We start from the raw sequence: 18,904 nt of genomic DNA on the forward strand, positions 1-18,904 counted from the left end.
CTGCCTATGGTTGGGGCGCGCCCACAATATGCATCACGCGATCTACATCCACATGCAACAACTGTGAAATGTCTTTGTAATCGTCTGGCAAGGCAGCATTGTCCCAGCCATCGGCTGAATGCCTGGCTAAATTCACCGCCAACTGTACATTACGCACTCGGGGTAAATGTGCGCGCTGTTCATCCATCAAATCTGTTAGCAAAGATGGCAGGTTAAAGACCTGCACCAGCTCCGCCTGCAACTCCACCACCCTAAAACCAAGCACCTCTTGCTGCACAACACGGCTACGCAAGGTTTTATCAGCCGCCTGGCGTTTTCTGATCTCACCCATGGCTTCCGGATTAAAAATCCACATCAGCATTTCGGCAAAATCGTATAGCGAAGCGGCCACGCGCAGTTCTTCTGCGTGCAAGTCCATTAGGTGAGAGGCAAAATCGGCAGCAAAATACCCGGAGCGGTGTGCGCGTATCATCAGTTTGAGCAAATCCACTAATGCCGCGACATGTTCGTTTAATACATCTTCTACATGCGGCACAGTCGGAATCTGGTCAAAAAAGGTACTGTTGCCCATCATGATAATGGCCTGTTCAACCTGCACCAGATCTTGTAACTGATGGCGGCTTCGATGATTATTGGCGTACGTCAGCACCTTGAACATCATGAGTGGGTCATTAATCACCACGCGGGTTATGTCGCGGGCACCCATTTCATCCTCGCGCTCGCGCAATGCTGCGAGTTCCCTGGCTGTCTGCCGCAATACCGGGATGTCAGCCTGTTTAAAAAAGGCGACCCAATCATTGACTGTCCGGTTTTCTCTTGCTTCGGTGAGTGTCACCATGTGTACGCTCCAGCTTGATTCATGCGCCCGAGTATAAAACACTGCAGCGCAAGGCGATGCTGTAATCAATCGCACAATTCACTGCCAGTTTGTTCTCTGACTTATCAGTTTAACGGCGCAAAAGCGCTTTTTCTTTAGTCATCTCTGATAAATGCCTATGTTAGAATGACATTTTAGTTATTGATTCCCAAGCTGGCCGCTCAAAAGCTGGCTTTTGAAGATCATCAGGCATATGGCAATTACTCTGCACACTCCCGAAGAAATTGAAAAAATGCGCGTCGCTGGCCGGTTGGCCGCTGAGGTACTGGATTACATCACCCCCTTTGTGGTTGCGGGTGTCACCACCAACAGGCTGGACCAGTTGTGCCATGATTATATTGTCAATGAGCAGCAGGCGATTCCGGCACCGTTGAACTATGCGCCTGATGGCCATACACCGTATCCCAAATCCATCTGCACCTCTATCAACCAGCAGATTTGCCATGGCGTGCCCAGCGAAAAAGAGCTCAAGAACGGTGACATCGTCAATATAGATATCACTGTGATTAAAAATGGCTACCATGGCGACACTTCACGTATGTTTATGGTGGGTAGCGTCACGCCGCAGGCAAAACGCTTGTGTGACCTGACCTACCAGGCCATGTGGCGCGGGATCGAAAAAGTCAAACCAGGCAATACCTTGGGTGATATTGGCTATGCTATTCAATCGTTTGCAGAAAAAAATGGTTATAGCATCGTGCGCGAATTCTGCGGGCATGGCATAGGCAAAAAATTCCATTGCGAACCCCAGGTTTTACATTATGGCAAACCCGGTGCAGGCGTCACGCTCAAGCCAGGCATGATTTTTACCATAGAGCCCATGATCAACGCCGGGCGTCGTGACATCAAATTCATGTCGGATGGCTGGACGGTCGTCACAAAAGATCGCAGCCTCTCCGCCCAATGGGAACACACGGTACTGGTGACGGAAGATGGTTTTGAGATCATGACGGTCTCTGCCGGCACACCGCCACGTCCAGACCTATAAGTGACCGTAGCTACATGACGGTGATTGCCAAAGAACAGCTCAAGCACTGGCGCGAGTCGTTACAACTGGCTCGCCAGCAGATTGCCGATGCTTACCTGGCCACTCCGCAAGCAAAAACATTGTTGCGGCAACACACCCGTTTACTCGACCAGCTATTAAGGGATATCTGGCGCGCTTACGCCCTGCCAGGCACCGTCAGCCTGCTTGCCGTGGGCGGTTATGGACGCGGCGATATGTTCCCGCATTCGGATATCGACTTGCTGATTCTGATGCCACAGCACAGTAGCCAGCAGTTGCAAACCGATGTCGAATCGCTGGTTGGCACTTTGTGGGATATTGGCCTCAATATTGGCCACAGTGTGCGAACCTTGCAGGAATGCCTGGATGAGGCCAAACTCGATGTGACCATCATGACCAACCTGCTGGAAGCACGCTGGCTGACCGGTGACAAATCAAGTTTCAAAACACTGGCGCATTCATTACAGACACAGCTAGACAGCGCGCGCTTCTTTGCAGAAAAACTGCGCGAACAACAAATCCGCCACGCCAAGTTTCACGATACCGCTTATAACCTTGAACCCAATGTCAAGGAAAGTCCAGGTGGCCTGCGTGATCTACATATGATTTTATGGATCGCCCAAAGCCAGAATTTAGGCCATGACTGGAATGACCTGGTGCATACTGGCCTGCTGAGCCGCAGCCAGGCGAACCAACTCAAACGCCATGAACGATTGCTGCAGAACCTGCGCATCCGCCTGCATTTGTTGGCCAAGCGACGTGAAGACCGGCTGGTATTTGATTTCCAGAACGCCCTGGCCGAACAAATGGGCTATCAAACCACTCCGCAAAAACGTGCCAGCGAACAATTGATGCAAGGATTCTACCGCAGCGCCAAAGCGATCATTATTGAAAACGAGGTATTGCTTAAACTCCTACACGCACGTGTGAATCCACCCACCGAACCTGCCACCGTCCTGGATGAAAACTTTACCTTATCACAAGGCCTGTTGAGCGCACGTAGCCCAGACCTGTTTCAACGCAAACCCGAAACCATCCTGCGCTGCTTCCAACTTTTACAACAACACCCTGAAATCACTGGCTTCAGCGCGCCACTGGTGCGGGCACTGCAAGCTGCCCAACCATTGATTGATCACAAGTTTAGGCAAAATGCCGCCTATAAGGCACTGTTTCTGCAAATTCTGCAAAGCCGTGAAGGGGTACACCGCAGCCTGCGCCGCATGAATCGTTATGGCATCCTGGGCCGTTATATCCCGGTGTTCGGCCGCGTCATTGCGCAAATGCAACATGACCTGTTTCATGTCTATACCGTGGATGAACATACTCTTAACGTATTGCGTAACCTGCGTCGCTTTGCTAAAGCGGATTTGCGCCACGAATTTCCGTTGTGTAGCGAGCTGTTTAATGCGTTCAACCAGCCACACCTGTTATACCTGGCTGCGATCTTTCATGATATTGCCAAAGGCCGTGGCGGCGACCATTCAACATTAGGCACCCTGGATGCCAGGCGCTTTTGCCGCAAGCTGGGCTTACCTAAAAACGATACCGAACTGGTGGCGTGGCTGGTTGAAGCGCATTTGAAATTATCGAGTACTGCACAAAAAAGTGATCTTTCAGACCCCGATGTGATTGAAGCCTTTGCGCAACTGGTAGGTTCAGAATACCGGCTGACAGCATTGTACTTGCTCACTGTCGCAGACATCCGTGGCACCAGCCCCAATGTGTGGAATGCGTGGAAAGCCAAACTGCTGGAAAACCTGTTTCTGCAAACACGGCGCGTATTACAACAATCGCTCAATACAGAAGCGCAACTCACTCTGCGCAAACAGGAGGTTTTGCAAAAACTCAGCAGCTTCAACCTTAAAGAGTCTTCGGTACAGCCATTGTGGCAAGCATTTGGTGCCGGTTATTTTAGCCGGTTTGACAGTGACGAAATCGCCTGGCAGAGCCGTCTGCTGATCCCCCACCAGCGCGCCGAAAAACCAATCGTGCGTGCCCGGCTCAGCCCCAACGGTGATGGCATTCAGGTCATGATTTATGGCCGGGATAAAAAAGAAATCTTTGCCCGCATCTGCCACTTTTTTGACAGCATGCAGTACAACATTGTGCAGGCGAAGATTTTCACGAGCGCGCACGGCTATGCACTGGATAACTTTATTGTCCTCGAACCTGAAACACGGCAGATCAGCTATAACGGCCTGCTTAAACACATAGAGCAGGGCTTGACCGAGCAACTGTGCAGCGACCAGCCTATTCCGACACCGATACGCGGGCGTGTCAGCCGTCAGGTAAAACATATGCCCATCACAACGCAAGTGCACCTGCGCGCGGCACCTGGTCATCCACCACAAGGCAGTACTTTTCAGCAATTGGATGTCGTCGCCAATGACAGGCCTGGCCTGCTGGCTAGCATGGCGCTGATATTTCTCACACATGGCATCGAACTGCATAATGCCAAAATCAACACGCTGGGCAATCGGGTCGAAGACAGTTTCCTGATTTCAGCCTGCGACGGACAGCCCATAGGTGACGCACAAAGTGCCACGCTCACACAAGCCTTAAAAGCGCTTTAATTGCTTTTAGTCTTATTCAAAATGATAGTGTTTGCGTAGTGGTTTTTTGACTTCCCAAACGCAATCCAGGCCTGATGAGAATGTCACCAGATCACCGGCTGAAAAGCTCACTGGCGCGCCGCCCTTTGGCGTGACGGTGACCTCACCTTCCAGGATATAGGCGATTTCAGTACTGCTATATTGCCAGGGAAAAATGGAAATTTCTTTGGACCAGGTAGGCCATTGCTTGACCCCGAGTTCATTCAGGCGCTCTGGCGTGGGTTTTTCAACAATAATGGCTGACATATCGCTCTCCTCTTTTACAGGTCAAAGCTATTTTAATCGGCAGGGAGTGACCAATACAACCTTGCAATACGGTGAGCTGACCCCACCGGCGATTGAATGTTAAAAAATGAACCTCGTCCTGCAGATTTCTTCAAGGATACGCGGATAAATGAGCGAGCGGGATAAGGTGCAAGGCGCACGGAACGCAGAAACCGAGATAGTACCCGGTGTACAGCGAGGTTTAGAGTACCGCGCAACGCAGCAATTTGGCCGCGTAGCCACTTATTCTGTGTATTCTCAAGATGATTTAAACAGCCTGATACCTTAAAATATGAGCCAGACCATGTTTACTTACCCGCAACTCACTGCATCCGAACAAGCCGGTTTACCCAAACTGATTGCTCAACCCCTTGCTATTCCGAACAAGTTTGAAGATAGCACCCATCAGCTTTTTTACTGCCCGACAGACCATGGTGACATGATACTGAAAGTTTGCAATCAGGCGACGCTTGAAGCATCCCCTTTCTGGCTAGGTGCAAACCACTTATTTGCTGCGGATTTTCCTGACAGCCTGGCCAATATGCATGCAACGCATTATTTTCTAAAGAAAAACGGTACGCTGACTATCCCTGATTTTGTCGCAGCCAGTGCCCGAAGGTTTGTACTCAGCCATTTTATAGCTGGCAAAGATGCTGAGGCGGAGCAGATCACCGATCAATGGGTAATCCAGTTAGCCGAACATATCGCTACACTGCACCAGTGTATTAATCGCAAGTGGGGGCCACTCCATGCGCCACAATTCTCAGCAACACAATGGCCTGGTCGTTTACATGAAACGCTCGTTTACCTGGTCAATCAGCATGGCATGCTGATGACTGACCCTTTGGTCAGCCAAGTGCTGGCTCATACAAAAAATATCCGTGAAACCGAGTTTGTACCGGTGATGCTGGACCTGCGTTGGGATCAATTCCGTTGCAGCGAATTGGGCGACTCAGGCAAACATGACCTGGTGTTGATTGATATTGATGCCTTTGTGATTGCCCCACGACCGCTGGATCTGGTGCTGCTCGAATATGTATTAACCCCGCCGCAATGGGCTTTATTTAAACGGCACTATATGCAAAAGCACGCCTGGCCTGACCTACATGCACAGAAACCGTGCTACCAGTTACTGCTGTTTTTAATGAACATACTCGGTGAGCGTGACTTGTCCCAATGGATGCAACGCATATAAACCAGCCGGCCCATCCACATCAACTCCTTTGTTGCCGGTAAAGCTTCACCCAACTGATAAAACCGACAATCGCCAGAATGGTGTTCAACACAAATAAAGCCGCCGTTGCGTAATACCCTGTTTGCACATATAACAACGTGGCCGCACCATCAATTACCGCCCAGTATAGCCAGTTTTCCAACACTTTCCTGGCAATCAACCATGTATTCATCACTGAGAAAACCGTGGTATATGCATCCAGCACCGGGCTTTGTGATTGGCCGGTTTTTTGCAAATAAGCACTGACAACAGCACTCACGGCAATCCCCACCACAATAAAACCGATATGCCAAAGCCACGGCCAGCGGCTAATCTTTAATGTGTCCGTTTGTTTACCATGTTTATGCCAGGCCCAAAAGCCATAAATCGCCATGCCCATGTAATAGAAATTCAGCAGCGCCTGCATGGGAAGCTGGTCATGCCAAAACAGCACGGTGTACACCAGCGTACTGAAGAAAGCAAATAGCCAGCACCATTGCGACTCTTCGGCAGCGAGCAGAATATAGGCCACGCCCATCAAGGCAGCAGCCATTTCCCAGTGGGACATTTGCTGAAATGCGGTGACGATAGAATGGAAATGCTCTTGTGTCATGGCGAGGAAATCGACCTACTTTTATACATCGACCACATCGGCTCTATCTGTGCCAATAAACTTCATGACAAATACACTGTGCGGTAACGCATTAAATACCGCTTCCATCTCTGTATCGAGACAATCCATCACCTCACGATACTCACCAAACACCTGTGTTGCCAGGCTATTACGTTTTACCACCAGTTTTTTATTGGCTTCGAGTTTATTGATGAACTCAAGAATGGGTTCTACATAACCTTCGGTTAATGGGTACAAGCTGATGTCTACTGAGATACGCATACACACTCCAAAATAAAAAATATTAATGCGGGCAATTCAAGTCCCTCGCTTGTTTAATAATCGTAAGTAACAGTGATAGCACCGATGCGTGGCTCACCGTATTGCTGATAGCCTTGATTACCAAATCCTTGATCAAAGAAAAAACCTCGGGTTGCGTAATCCTTATCCAGCAAGTTTCTCACCCAAATACTCAGACGCCAATGTTTGTCATATTTGTAATCAGCATTCGCATTTACGAGAGCATAAGCACTGGATTTTGAGTTATGGCTGTCGGAGAAATAAAAAGCGTCTTTACCCTCTACATTTGCCCTCAAGGTCCATGCGGCATTGGCATACCATTCTGCACCCAGGTTATATTGATATGAAGGTGCACTGGCAACGTCGCGTCCCTGCAACTTCACAGCTGCAGGATTGGGGTTTTGATACTCGTTAAATTTGGCATTTAACAAGCCCAGAGAACCTATCATACGCAACTGGTCAGTAAGAAACCAATCCAGCCCTGCCTCCAGGCCCATATGCGTGGCTTGTGCGGCATTGTCATAAAACTCAATAAACGAAGTGCCAACTTGTGTAGAGCTTTTTGTTTGTGCGTCTTTACGCTTTGCGTAAAACACAGCCACATTCGTCACAAGAGATCCGTCCAGCCAATGAGATTTAACACCCGCTTCCAGATTCCACATATATTCGGTATTAAATGCCCTCTGACTTGGCTGCACCCTATTATCGTTGTTGACACCGCCTGGCTTGTAACCGCGGCTCAGCGAAGTATACAAAAGATGGTCCTGACTGGCCTGATAATTCAGTCCCAACTTAGTGCCGTACAGCATTTCAGAGATATTTTTAACAAGATTGTCAGAGTCTCTATAGCGGGCTTCAAAATGCTCAGCACGCAAGCCTGTAACCAAAGTGAGCTTTTCTGTTAAATGGCTGTCTAGTTGACCAAATAAGGCAGTGTTGTCCGTATCAAAGCGGCCATTCAGTAAATTCGGGGTGCCGTAATTGATGTTGGAATCGAATTTTTCATCCTGGCTAAAATGGTAGAAACCCACTGTCCAATCTGTTGAATCATTGAAAATCCTGCCTGCCTTATCAGACAGGGCACGCACTTCAAATGAGTAATTATCATGTTTACGCTTATATTGTTCTGTACCGCTGTACCCAATGGCAAGCCCTTTTGACCAGTCGCCATCGAATCCATAAGCAGAATCTGCTTTCAGAAAAGTTGCTTCAGATTGAATAATCACTGCGTCTGACGCCTGCCAGTTAGCTTTTACCCCAAAGGCATTGGCTCTGAGTGCATCCTCACCAGGCTGATCTGCTTTACTGCGGCGACTGTTATCCAAGGTAAATGCATCGTAGCCATTATCAATATTCAAATGCATCAGGGTAAAGTCTAGCGTTAAATCTTCTGTCGCGAATAACTTAAATTTACTGCGAAAGGTCAACTCATCCTGATTTTGGGTATTGTCACGGCCCAAAGTATCATTTTGCATATAGCCATCAGACTTATGTGAGTAAATTGAGGCACGCCCCAGCAGACGGTCTTCCACAATGGTGCCACCTACTGCCAGGCCAAGGTTACGGGTGTTATATTCGGCCACGCCGGATTGGGCGCGTAATTTGAAGTCCCTGGTTGGCTCAGCGCTTTGCATGGTCACCACCCCTGCAATCGCATTAGGGCCAAACTTGGTGCCTTGCGGTCCACGCAAAACCTCAATCGCATCGATATCAAACAGCGTTGCCGCCCCACCCAATCGACTGAAATCAATGCCGTCAATAATGAGGCCAACTGACGGATTCACAGGATTGTTATATTGACTGCGTATACCCATCCCTCGTATTTGCAGAAATCTCCCACGAGAAGCACCGCTAGTGACATTCACGTTAGGCGCGAGATTTAATACTTCTTCAAGGTGTTGGGCGCCACGTGCTTCAATGGTTTCTTTCTTGATTTCAGTCAGGCTGATTGGGGTTTTCTCTGCCGTGTTTGGACGAAAATCCGCGCTCACCACAACCTCAGGCAGCTTCACTGTCTCATCATCTTCCGCGGCCAACACAGGTGTGGTCAGTAGCAGACTAATCAAAGACAGTGGTTTTGTAATCGGTTTCACGATCATCCTTTCTATTAAAATACATAAAAAGGACAGGGAAAGAGTGACAATGATGTGAATAGGCTTGTTGATAGAACAACAAACCAAAACATTTGCGTTGTGGATGCTCTGCCTGTCCCTACGCCAGCATTATCTGGGTCAGGTTCATTGGGTTTCCCGCTTGCGCGAGATCTCAGGCGTTAGCCACCCCAAGGCGTTTGATTTTTCAATCAAGGTGAGATTGTATTTTAATATCAACAAGTTGGCTAGAGTGCATGCTGGGATCCGGTTTAAATTTCGGCACATTGGTATAGTTTAATGACTTCAGCTTTAACGATCTAAGACTCCCAAAAACAAAAAACCCTGCGATGCAGGGTTTTTCTTAAACACTTGTGACAAGCAGCAATTAGAAGTGCTTGTAGTGTTTTTTCAATTGTTTGACCACTTCCCACTGGGATTTCAGGCCTTTTGGGAACTCAACATAGTCACCTGCTTTGATGGTCACTGTTTCGCCACCTGCTGGGGTCACTTTGAATTCGCCTTCCAATACGTAGGCTTTTTCAGTCGCAGTGAAATCCAGAGGGAATTTGGAAGGTGCGCAATCCCAGGTGTTCCAGCTTCTTACGCCCAGTTCGTTCAATTTCTCTTCTGATGGGTTATGGTCGATGATGATTTGTGTCATGACGTTTCCTTAAATATGTAATGAATAAAAACTGCAAATGAAAATGCCGCATTCCTGCGGCATTCATGTTTTGGCGGAAGAGGTGAGATTCGAACTCACGGAGGGCGTGAACCCTCGACAGTTTTCAAGACTGTTGCATTAAACCGCTCTGCCACTCTTCCCGAAAGCGCGCATTATAGCAAACAATTAATCATCTGGGAGTGTCATTCCAGGAAAAAGTACTTCATTAAAGCCAAATTTTGTCATGTCGCGGATACGCATGGGATAAAGCACGCCAAACAAGTGGTCACATTCATGCTGTACAACGCGTGCATGAAAGCCACTCACCGTCCGGTCAATGATGTTTCCTTGCGGGTCAAAACCCCGGTAATGCAAGTGCTGATAACGCGGAACCAGGCCGCGCATACCGGGCACAGACAGGCAACCTTCCCAGCCCTCTTCTTCCATCTGGTCAACGGGCGTTAACTCGGGATTAATCAGGATGGTGAATGGCACCTCTTCAGCATCTGGATAACGCGGATTCTTGCCTACCCCAAACATCACGACTTGCAGGCTGACCCCAATCTGAGGTGCGGCGATACCGGCACCATTCATGTGGGTCATGGTGTCATGCATATCCTGGATAAGTGCGTGCAGTTCAGGCGTATCAAACGCCGTGACTCTATCTGCTACGCGGTATAACAGTGGTTCACCCATACGTAATACTGGTTTCACTGCCATTATGATTCCTTTGCCTTAAGCAGAACAATCATTATCAGACAGATACTGTGCAATCACCGTACGCACCTTATCCATGGTTTGCTGCAACAAAGGCATGACCTGCTCAAACTGGATCGCCTGGGCACTATCACCCCGCCCTGCGGCAAAGTTAGCCACCGGGCAAATTGCCGCGTAAGAGACGCCCATCTCCCGCGCCAAGGCCGCTTCAGGCATCCCTGTCATACCTACAATCGTCGCCCCATCCCGCTCGTAACGGTCTATCTCTGCCGCAGTTTCCAATCGCGGCCCCTGTACACAAGCATAGACGCCACCATCCACCAAGCTATAACCCACATCTGCGGCTGCCTTGAGGCAACGCTCACGCATGGCTTGTGCATAGGGATGCGTGAAATCGATATGACGTACCGGTAGTTCCACGCCATCATGATAAGTATTACTGCGGCCATAGGTATAATCCAGAATCTGGTTGGGCAGTACAATGTCTCCAGGAATTAAATTCCGGGCGATGCCACCCACAGTCGCCACGGACAGTAAATCACACACACCAACCGAATGCAGCGCCCAGATATTGGCGCGGTAATTAACGGCATGTGGCGGAATGGTATGCCCGCCACCATGACGCGCCAGAAACACCACTTCTTTGCCATTGATCTCACCAAACACCAGCGGCTGTGAAGGTTCTCCATAAGGCGTGCGCACAATCAGGCGCTTAGAAATATTCAAATTATCCAGTGCCGTCAGCCCGGTGCCACCAATAATCCCTAACATAAACTCTCTTCACTACTTGTTAATATACAAGGCGTAAGCGTATCACGGATTTATGGCATACTTAAGCCATGCAAGCCTTTTCCAAGCCAGCCCAATCGCAAGCCAGTCTCACATTGGCGAAAACGCATTACGAAAATTTCCCGGTTGCTTCCTTGCTGTTGCCTGCGCATCTGCGTCATGCGGTGACCGTGATTTACCAGTTCGCGCGAGAAGCAGATGACATTGCCGACGAAGGCGATGCCAGCGAGGCTCAACGCTTGCAGGCTTTGCAAACCTATGAAGACGAGTTATTACTCATTCAGGCCTACATACGGCCATCGCAACCCCTGTTTCACGAACTGCAACAAGTCATCAGAACACATAAACTGGACGTAGAATTGCTGTTAGATCTGATTCTGGCTTTTAAACAGGATGTGGTCAAAACCCGCTATGCCAACTTTGATGAGGTACTGGATTACTGCCGTCGATCGGCCAATCCAGTGGGCCGCCTGATGCTGCAACTGTATGGCAGCGATACCCCACAACATAGATTTTGGTCTGACCAGATATGCACAGCCCTGCAATTGATTAACTTTTATCAGGACATCGCGATTGACCTGAAAAAACATGGCGCAACCGGACGGATATACCTTAGCCAGGATGAGATGCGAGCGGCTGGCATCAGCGAGCAGGATTTACGCCTGCAGCGCCTGGATAATGCCTGGGAAACTTTTTTCATGCACAATGTGCAACGTGCCGAACGGATGTTACTCAGTGGCAAACCGCTAGGCCGTGCATTGCCTGGTCGGATTGGTTTCGAATTGCGTATGATGATTGCTGGTGGCGAACGCATTCTGCATCAATTAAAATCCTGCCGTGGCGACATTTACCACCATCGTCCGACCTTAAAAGCCTATGACTGGCTACTGATTTTGCTGAAAGCCCTGTTTAAACAATGAGCCCGCAACAATATTGCCAACAGAAAACCCGTGAGAGTGGCTCTAGCTTCACGCTGAGTTTTATGTTTTTACCCAAAGAAAAACGCGACGCCATGACTGCATTGTATGCGTTTTGCCGCGAAGTGGATGATGTGGTCGACGAATGTACTGATTACCAGATTGCCCAGACCAAACTGGCCTGGTGGAAGCAGGAAGTTCACAGGCTCTTTCATGAAACACCACAGCACCCTGTCACTCAGGCTTTGCAACCCGTGGTTAAACGTTTCAATCTACAAGAGACACATTTCATCGAGATTATTGATGGCATGCAAATGGATACGCAATACAACCGCTATGCTGACTTTGAACAGCTAGCTTTGTATTGTTACCGGGTTGCCAGTGTCGTTGGGCTGCTCTCTGCGCAAATTTTTGGATACAGTCACCCTGCAACACTTGAATATGCGCACGATCTGGGCATGGCCTTCCAGCTGACCAATATCATCCGCGATGTCGGCGAAGATGCCCGCCGCGGACGCATTTACATTCCGCTGGATGAACTGGAACGTGCAGGTATTACCGAAGAACAACTCCTGAATAGCAAGCCGTCAGAGCAAATGCAGGCACTATTACTCAAGCAAATTGAACGTGCTGAACTGTTTTATGACAAGGCATTGAACCAGTTACCCAAAGCAGATATCAAGCCTCAATTACCTGGTCTTATCATGGCCGCGATTTACCGGGCCTTGCTACAAGAAATCAAGCCAGAGCCCAATCTGGTACTGACGCATAAAATCATGCTGCCTCCGTTCAGGAAACTGAAGCTGGCCGTGAGTGCATGGTTTAAATATCGCAAGTAATGCCATCTTCACCAAACGTTCGCCGTCATGTCGCTATTGTGGGTGCAGGGCTAGCGGGCCTCTCCGCCGCGCATGCACTGTTAAAGCATGGTCATCAGGTGACGCTATTTGAGGCTGCCGCTCAGGCTGGTGGCCGGGCGCGGAGTGTCACCCATAACACCACCATGCTTGATAATGGCCAACACTTGTGCTTGGGTGCTTACAGCGCCACGCTCGATTTGGTTAAAGAAGCCGGACTGGATGCAGAGCAGATATTCAAACGCTTGCCACTTTCGCTGCATATGCACAATGGTGTGCAACGCATGTCTTTGGTCACACCAACATGGTTGCCCGCGCCTCTACATCTACTGTGGGGCTTATTGACAGCGCAAGGTCTGGACTGGCAGAGTAAATGGCGCGCCATCTGCTGGATGCAACAACTCAAACAACAAAAGTTTACTTTAGCGCAAGACCTGACCGTTGCAGAATTGCTGGCGCAGGGCACACAAACCTCCCTCGCCGTTCGTACTTTGTGGGAACCCCTTTGCCTCGCAGCCCTAAATACGCCTATTCAATTGGCAAGTGCACAGGTGTTCCTCAATGTGTTATGCGATAGCTTCCAGCACAAGCGCCAGGATAGCGACTTTCTGGTGTTCAAAACAGACCTATCCAGTGCCTTGATCCACCCCTTGCTGCAACATATTCAAGCCTTGGGTAGTAAGGTCAGGCTACGTAGCCCCGTCACCGCCATTCAACCATCAGCGGAAGGTTGTGAAGTGTCTACCACCACTGACACAGAAACCTATGATGATGTGATTATTGCGGTGGGCCCGCATCAGCTCAAAACGATCAGATGTGAACTTGCAATACCTGCATTCGAGTATCAACCGATTACAACGATCTACCTACAATACCGCGCAGACACAACCTTACCTCACCCAATGATGGGCTTGTGTCATGGCACCGCCCAATGGGTATTTGACCGCGGCCAATGTTGTGGTCAGCATGGGTTACTGGCTGTAGTGATCAGCGCCCATGCACCATGGACTGTCGATAAATCCGCATTAGTAGAACAGTGCATTCTCGAAATCAACCAGGCTTTATCCAGCTATGGTACACAATTGGAAGACGCCCCACTTTGGTCGCAGGTGATTACTGAAAAACGCGCTACCTTCAGCTGCCTGCCAGCCATGGTGCGACCTACTACCACCATCACCTCACAACCACAGCTATTGCTCGCCGGGGACTATGTCGCCGGACCTTATCCAGCGACCATAGAAGGCGCAATCCGCAGTGGTTACGCCGCAGCACAAGCGATTGTGGGCGGTCCTAAAAGCAATTCTTAGCCTGAATTTTTACAAATCACCGCCAGGTGATTGTTCGCGGGCCTGTAAATGCCATCTCCGCTATCAGGAAAGTGTTCAGTGAAAGACAAGTGCTTGTCCACCTCGTAACCGTGTGAACACGAGGCACCCGCCTTCGACTGACACTGCTCCCAGGTAGTGTTGAATTCGCTGCATGTGAGCGTATAGCCCATCCTGCCATTTTGCGTTGTATATTGATTTGGAGTGACGCTGGCACACGCAGCCATCATGAGTGGTACAAGAAAAAGGATTTTTTTCATTATTGTTCCCCCAGTACATTTTTGCCGAATGTCATCTTAATGTCATACAAGTATGGTAAGTGACTCAGTTTTGGCAACTGGGATTTGGGAATAGTTGCATGAAATTTTTGTGACTAATTGCCTCGGCAGCCCCCTATATCGCCTAATTTCACAGTATCCAAGCAGCTACAAATCGCTACAAAACACCACCTCTTTGTAACTGACAGCCTTCCCCGCATTTCCTATACTTGTATCCAGCATTGATGAGCAAACGCCTGCCAGAAGTCATGAACCGCGTGGAGCGCAACTTACCGACCCAGGCAATTGGTGCGTCTTAAGAAAGATTAAGCGCAGGCAAGTGGAAACAACAGGATTTTTTAGACAGCAGCCTTAGGGCTGCAAGCTTCCCTGTGGCTGCCCCTCCTCTTCTGGGTAGCCTCACTCTCAGGCAACGATTGCACTCTCAGCAGTCGTTGCCATTTTTTTATGCGCGCAGCACGTCTATTGCTTGCTCAAGCCGGTCAACCGCATCAATATGTAAACCGGTGATACCGCCTTTGGGGGCATTTGCTTTTGGGATGATGGCATGGGTAAAGCCCAGCTTGGCCGCTTCCTTAAGACGTTCCTGGCCGCGCTGAATGGGGCGCACTTCCCCAGCCAACCCAACTTCGCCAAACACAATCAACTTGCCAGGCAAAGGTTTGTTTTTGAGTGATGACACAATCGCCAGCAATACCGCCAAATCCACGGCAGGTTCACTGATTTTCACGCCGCCGACGGCATTGATAAAGACATCTTGGTCATAACAGGCGACACCGGCATGCCGATGCAACACTGCCAACAGCATGGCCAAGCGATTTTGTTCCAGGCCAACGCATAAGCGCTTGGGGTTAGGTGCATGCGCGGTATCTACCAGCGCCTGAATCTCAACCAGCAAAGGCCGCGTACCCTCTTGAGTAACCGTAATACAGGAACCAGGCACAGGCGACTCGTGATGCGACAAAAACAAGGCCGAAGGATTGCTGACTTCACGCAGGCCTTTTTCGGTCATAGCAAATACGCCAAGTTCATTGACCGCACCAAAACGGTTTTTAAAGGCACGTATGAGCCTGAAACTGGAGTTCTGGTCGCCTTCGAAGTACAACACGCTATCCACAATATGCTCCAGCACCCGCGGACCAGCTAGCGACCCCTCTTTGGTGACATGGCCGACCAGGATCATGCTGATCCCCAGCTGCTTGGCAATCCGCGTCAATTGCGCGCTACATTCTCGCACCTGGGCCACCGAGCCCGGTGCAGACTGCAACGCATCGGAATACATGGTCTGGATAGAGTCAATCACCACGACGTCAGGCTGGTGGTGTTGCAGCACATGGCTGATTTTTTCCAGGTTGATTTCGGCCAGCACATCCACTTTGCTGGCATCCAGGCCAAGCCGTTGCGCACGCATGGCAATCTGCTGCGCAGACTCCTCTCCACTGATATAAAACGCTTTGAGAGATTGCGAGACCTTACACACGGTTTGCAATAACAAGGTGGATTTACCAATGCCGGGATCGCCGCCTATCAGCACTACGCCACCAGCCACCAGCCCCCCACCCAGCACGCGGTCAAATTCAGAAATTCCAGTCGCCTGGCGCGATATATCCTGCGCTTCAACATCCGCCAGTTTTTGCAATTGTGCCGTCGGCGCCAGGCTGGCAAAACGGCTTTGGGTGGCTGTTTCAGGCACCGTTTCAACCAGTGTATTCCAGGCATGGCAACTCGGGCACTGCCCTTGCCACTTAGGCTCAACGGCACCACATTCGGTACAGGTATATTGTGTTTTTGCTTTAGCCATGAATTTTGAAGGGTACCCTGGCCGTGACGGCACATAACAGTTCGTAGCCTATGGTGCCACTGGCCTGCGCCACGTCATCCACTGGCACTTGTTTTCCCCATAACTCTACAGGACTGCCAATGACCGCTTCTGGAATATCGCTAATATCGGCTGCCAGCATATCCATGGAAACACGCCCTAGCGTCCGAGTTAAGCGACCCGCGACAGCAATTGGCGTCCCCGTTGGGGCATGGCGTGGATAACCATCCGCATATCCACAAGCCACGATGCCCACACGCGTGGGTTTGTCCGCGGTAAACAAACTGCCATAGCCTACACTCTCGCCCGCGGCAATTTCCTGCACGGCAATCAACCCTGACTGCAAGGTCATCACCGGTTTCAGCCTCAGGCTGCTTGCCGATTTCTCAGCGACAGGGGTGGCGCCATACAGCATAATGCCAGGACGCACCCAGTCTGCATGGGTATGCGGCTGCTGCACAATCGCCGCAGAATTTGCCAGCGAGCGTGCATAGGACTCAGGCATCATTTGCCTCACCACCTGCATAGCTGCATCCGTGCCATCAACCACATCCGCGTTGGCGAAATGCGTCATGAGGATCACTTCACGCACATTCGCAGAATTGGCCAATTGCTGTAATGCATGGCTGTACTCATGTGGCTGGAAGCCCAAGCGATGCATGCCGCTATCCAGTTTGAGGAATACCCGCAGCGGAATATTGGGGCGGCTTTCAAGTACCCACGCCAGCTGGGCTTGATGCGCAACCACCGTATCCAGATGGTACTGGTCAATCAGCGTCATTTCCTCTGCTGAGAAAATACCTTCAAGTAATAAGATGGGATGCTGGTAACCTGCGTCACGCAATGCAACCGCCTCACTGATGTTGAGTACGGCAAAGGCATCCGTCCCCTTCAAGCCACGCGCGGCGTTGAGCAGGCCGTGACCATAGGCATTGGCTTTGACGACGGCAATGACTTTGGATTGCGACGCATAGCGCCTGACTTGCGCCAGGTTATGCGCCAGCGCAACTTCTGAAATATGGGCAACAATAGGACGCATAGGAATAGCCAGCGGAATTAATACTCGTCTGGCATATACGCCGCATTGGCATAGTCGGCAAAGCGGGTATGCGCACCCATAAAGGTCAGGCGTACCCGGCCAATCGGGCCGTTACGCTGCTTGGCGATAATAATTTCGGCGGTGCCTTTTTCAGCACTGTCAGGGTTGTAGTATTCATCCCGGTACACGAACATGATCAAGTCGGCATCCTGCTCGATCGCGCCCGATTCACGCAAATCACTCATGACCGGACGCTTGTCCGGACGTTGGTCCACACTGCGGTTAAGCTGTGAAATCGCAATCAGCGGCACGTTTAATTCTTTAGCTAGCGCCTTAAGCGACCGTGAAATCTCGGAAATTTCCGTTGCTCGGTTTTCACCCGAGCGTCCTGCAGGCGAGGTCATCAACTGCAAATAGTCGATCACAATCAGGCCCAACTCACCGGTCTGGCGGTGCAAGCGGCGCGCACGCGCACGCACATCAAAGCTGCTTAAACCCGCGCCTTCGTCAATATAAATCGGTGCTTCGTTCAGTTTACCCAACGCGGTGGTGAGCTTTTCCCAGTCCTCGTCTTCAAGGTTGCCGTTACGCATCTTGTGCTGGTCCAGGCGGCCAATGGAGCCGATCATACGGGTGGTCAGCTGCGTGGCGCCCATCTCCATCGAGAAAATCGCTACCGCTTTATTGGTATCCAGCGCCACGTTTTCGGCAATGTTAATGGCAAAGGCGGTCTTACCCATGGAAGGACGGCCGGCAATAATCACCATGTCGCCGCCTTGCAGGCCGGAAGTCATGGAGTCGAGGTCGGTAAAACCGGTTGGGATACCAGTGACATCGGAGTGATTTTCACGCGAATACAGGTAATCAATGCGGTCAGCCACTTGCGGTAGCAGGACCTGCATGCCCAAAAAGCCTTGGCTCTTACGGTTACCGCCTTCGGCAATCTGGAAAATCTTCGCTTCTGCTTCGTCCAGCAATTGCTGTGCATCGCGGCCGTTGGGTTGGTAAGCACTTTCTGCAATATCTGTCCCCACGGCAACCAGCTGGCGCATGACAAAGCGCTCGTGCACAATTTCCGCATAGCGGCGGATATTGGCGGCGGTAGGAGTATTTTGTGCCAGCGCCCCCAGGTAAGCTACACCACCCACAGTGGTCAGTTCATTACTGTTTTCCAGCGACTCTGCCACGGTCACAATATCGGCAGGCTGGTTGCGTTCAATCAGCCTGGCAATGTGCTCGTAAATGAGCTTGTGATCATGCTGGTAGAAGTCCTGCGGTGCGAGGATATCGGCAATCTTGTCCAGTGCTTCGTTGTCGAGCAGCAGCCCGCCCAGCACCGATTGCTCAGCTTCGATAGAGTGTGGAGGAAGTTTTAAGAATTCGAGTTGTTCATCAGCCATCTGGCGATTATACCGAAAAGCTGTCGGGCTTTTTGGGCTTTCAGGACAGATGAAAGATTAAAAATACTTTAGCCACAGAGATCTCTGTGGCTTAAAACAAAAAGGCTACCGAAGTAGCCTTTTC

Annotated in this window: 17 protein-coding genes, 1 tRNA gene and 1 riboswitch; of the genes, 6 read left to right on the forward strand and 12 right to left on the reverse strand. The window is 50.2% G+C overall.

Annotated features, from left to right (window positions below):
- Nucleotides 1–4: 4 nt before the first annotated feature.
- A complete protein-coding gene (locus tag F463_RS0103110) occupies nt 5–838 on the reverse strand; it encodes an HDOD domain-containing protein (protein WP_018985590.1) in 834 nt (277 codons plus the stop codon).
- A 232-nt stretch (nt 839–1,070) separates the two neighbouring features.
- Between F463_RS0103110 and map the strand changes: the two genes are divergently transcribed.
- Nucleotides 1,071–1,865, forward strand: a complete 795-nt coding sequence (map, locus tag F463_RS0103115) for a type I methionyl aminopeptidase (protein WP_018985591.1) — start codon at nt 1,071–1,073, stop codon at nt 1,863–1,865.
- 14 nt (nt 1,866–1,879) lie between these two features.
- On the forward strand, nt 1,880–4,456 hold the full coding sequence (locus F463_RS0103120; RefSeq protein WP_018985592.1) for a [protein-PII] uridylyltransferase: 2,577 nt from the start codon (nt 1,880–1,882) through the stop codon (nt 4,454–4,456).
- A gap of 12 nt (nt 4,457–4,468) precedes the next feature.
- On the opposite strand, the gene F463_RS0103125 is transcribed toward F463_RS0103120, so the two are convergent.
- Nucleotides 4,469–4,741, reverse strand: a complete 273-nt coding sequence (locus tag F463_RS0103125; protein ID WP_018985593.1) for a cupin domain-containing protein — start codon at nt 4,739–4,741, stop codon at nt 4,469–4,471.
- Between the two features lie 322 nt (nt 4,742–5,063).
- On the opposite strand from F463_RS0103125, the gene F463_RS0103135 reads away from it, so the two are divergent.
- Nucleotides 5,064–5,954, forward strand: coding sequence for a hypothetical protein (locus F463_RS0103135; RefSeq protein ID WP_018985595.1), 891 nt, complete (start codon nt 5,064–5,066; stop codon nt 5,952–5,954).
- Between the two features lie 19 nt (nt 5,955–5,973).
- Here the strand turns inward: F463_RS0103135 and pnuC are convergent, their stop codons facing one another.
- The 7 genes from pnuC to F463_RS0103170 all read right to left on the reverse strand — a co-directional run bounded on the left by pnuC (nt 5,974) and on the right by F463_RS0103170 (nt 11,127).
- Nucleotides 5,974–6,585 (reverse strand): nicotinamide riboside transporter PnuC, encoded by a 612-nt coding sequence (pnuC, locus tag F463_RS0103140; protein ID WP_026295256.1) that lies wholly within the window; start codon nt 6,583–6,585, stop codon nt 5,974–5,976.
- 21 nt (nt 6,586–6,606) lie between these two features.
- Nucleotides 6,607–6,867 (reverse strand): YkoF family thiamine/hydroxymethylpyrimidine-binding protein, encoded by a 261-nt coding sequence (locus F463_RS0103145; protein WP_018985597.1) that lies wholly within the window; start codon nt 6,865–6,867, stop codon nt 6,607–6,609.
- 53 nt (nt 6,868–6,920) lie between these two features.
- Nucleotides 6,921–8,984: a TonB-dependent receptor gene (locus tag F463_RS0103150; protein WP_018985598.1), complete on the reverse strand. Its 2,064-nt coding sequence runs from the start codon at nt 8,982–8,984 to the stop codon at nt 6,921–6,923.
- 91 nt (nt 8,985–9,075) lie between these two features.
- A riboswitch (TPP riboswitch) is annotated at nt 9,076–9,179 on the reverse strand.
- Nucleotides 9,180–9,363: 184 nt separating this feature from the next.
- Nucleotides 9,364–9,639 carry a cupin domain-containing protein gene (locus F463_RS0103155; RefSeq protein ID WP_018985599.1) on the reverse strand — a complete coding sequence of 92 codons (276 nt, stop codon included), beginning with the start codon at nt 9,637–9,639 and terminating at the stop codon, nt 9,364–9,366.
- Between the two features lie 71 nt (nt 9,640–9,710).
- Nucleotides 9,711–9,800: transfer RNA gene (locus F463_RS0103160), tRNA-Ser, on the reverse strand.
- Nucleotides 9,801–9,825: 25 nt separating this feature from the next.
- Nucleotides 9,826–10,359, reverse strand: coding sequence for a peptide deformylase (gene def, locus F463_RS0103165; protein ID WP_018985600.1), 534 nt, complete (start codon nt 10,357–10,359; stop codon nt 9,826–9,828).
- Between the two features lie 15 nt (nt 10,360–10,374).
- Complete coding sequence (locus tag F463_RS0103170; protein ID WP_018985601.1) at nt 10,375–11,127, reverse strand: S-methyl-5'-thioinosine phosphorylase; 753 nt, start codon at nt 11,125–11,127, stop codon at nt 10,375–10,377.
- Between the two features lie 68 nt (nt 11,128–11,195).
- Here F463_RS0103170 and hpnC point away from each other — a divergent pair, with 68 nt between their 5' ends.
- Genes hpnC through hpnE form a run of 3 tightly spaced genes read left to right on the forward strand, consistent with a single transcriptional unit; the run spans nt 11,196 to nt 14,226 of the window.
- Nucleotides 11,196–12,065, forward strand: coding sequence for a squalene synthase HpnC (hpnC, locus tag F463_RS0103175; protein WP_018985602.1), 870 nt, complete (start codon nt 11,196–11,198; stop codon nt 12,063–12,065).
- Nucleotides 12,062–12,901 carry a presqualene diphosphate synthase HpnD gene (hpnD, locus tag F463_RS0103180; RefSeq protein WP_018985603.1) on the forward strand — a complete coding sequence of 280 codons (840 nt, stop codon included), beginning with the start codon at nt 12,062–12,064 and terminating at the stop codon, nt 12,899–12,901. Before hpnC ends, hpnD begins: the two co-directional genes overlap by 4 nt.
- The gene (gene hpnE / locus F463_RS0103185) at nt 12,901–14,226 is read left to right on the forward strand and encodes a hydroxysqualene dehydroxylase HpnE (RefSeq protein WP_018985604.1); all 1,326 of its coding nucleotides are present in this window, start codon (nt 12,901–12,903) and stop codon (nt 14,224–14,226) included. Before hpnD ends, hpnE begins: the two co-directional genes overlap by 1 nt.
- Nucleotides 14,227–14,967: 741 nt before the next feature.
- Here hpnE and radA read toward each other — a convergent pair.
- From radA to dnaB, 3 genes are read right to left on the reverse strand one after another with little or no spacing between them, the layout of a single operon-like run.
- The gene (gene radA / locus F463_RS0103195; protein ID WP_018985606.1) at nt 14,968–16,323 is read right to left on the reverse strand and encodes a DNA repair protein RadA; all 1,356 of its coding nucleotides are present in this window, start codon (nt 16,321–16,323) and stop codon (nt 14,968–14,970) included.
- Entirely contained in the window at nt 16,316–17,380 is a 1,065-nt protein-coding gene (gene alr, locus F463_RS0103200; protein ID WP_018985607.1) for an alanine racemase, read from the reverse strand. Before alr ends, radA begins: the two co-directional genes overlap by 8 nt.
- A 17-nt stretch (nt 17,381–17,397) precedes the next feature.
- Nucleotides 17,398–18,780 (reverse strand): replicative DNA helicase, encoded by a 1,383-nt coding sequence (dnaB, locus tag F463_RS0103205; RefSeq protein WP_018985608.1) that lies wholly within the window; start codon nt 18,778–18,780, stop codon nt 17,398–17,400.
- Between the last annotated feature and the right edge of the window lie 124 nt (nt 18,781–18,904).

Source organism: Methylophilus methylotrophus DSM 46235 = ATCC 53528 (genome assembly GCF_000378225.1).
Classification (GTDB): domain Bacteria; phylum Pseudomonadota; class Gammaproteobacteria; order Burkholderiales; family Methylophilaceae; genus Methylophilus; species Methylophilus methylotrophus.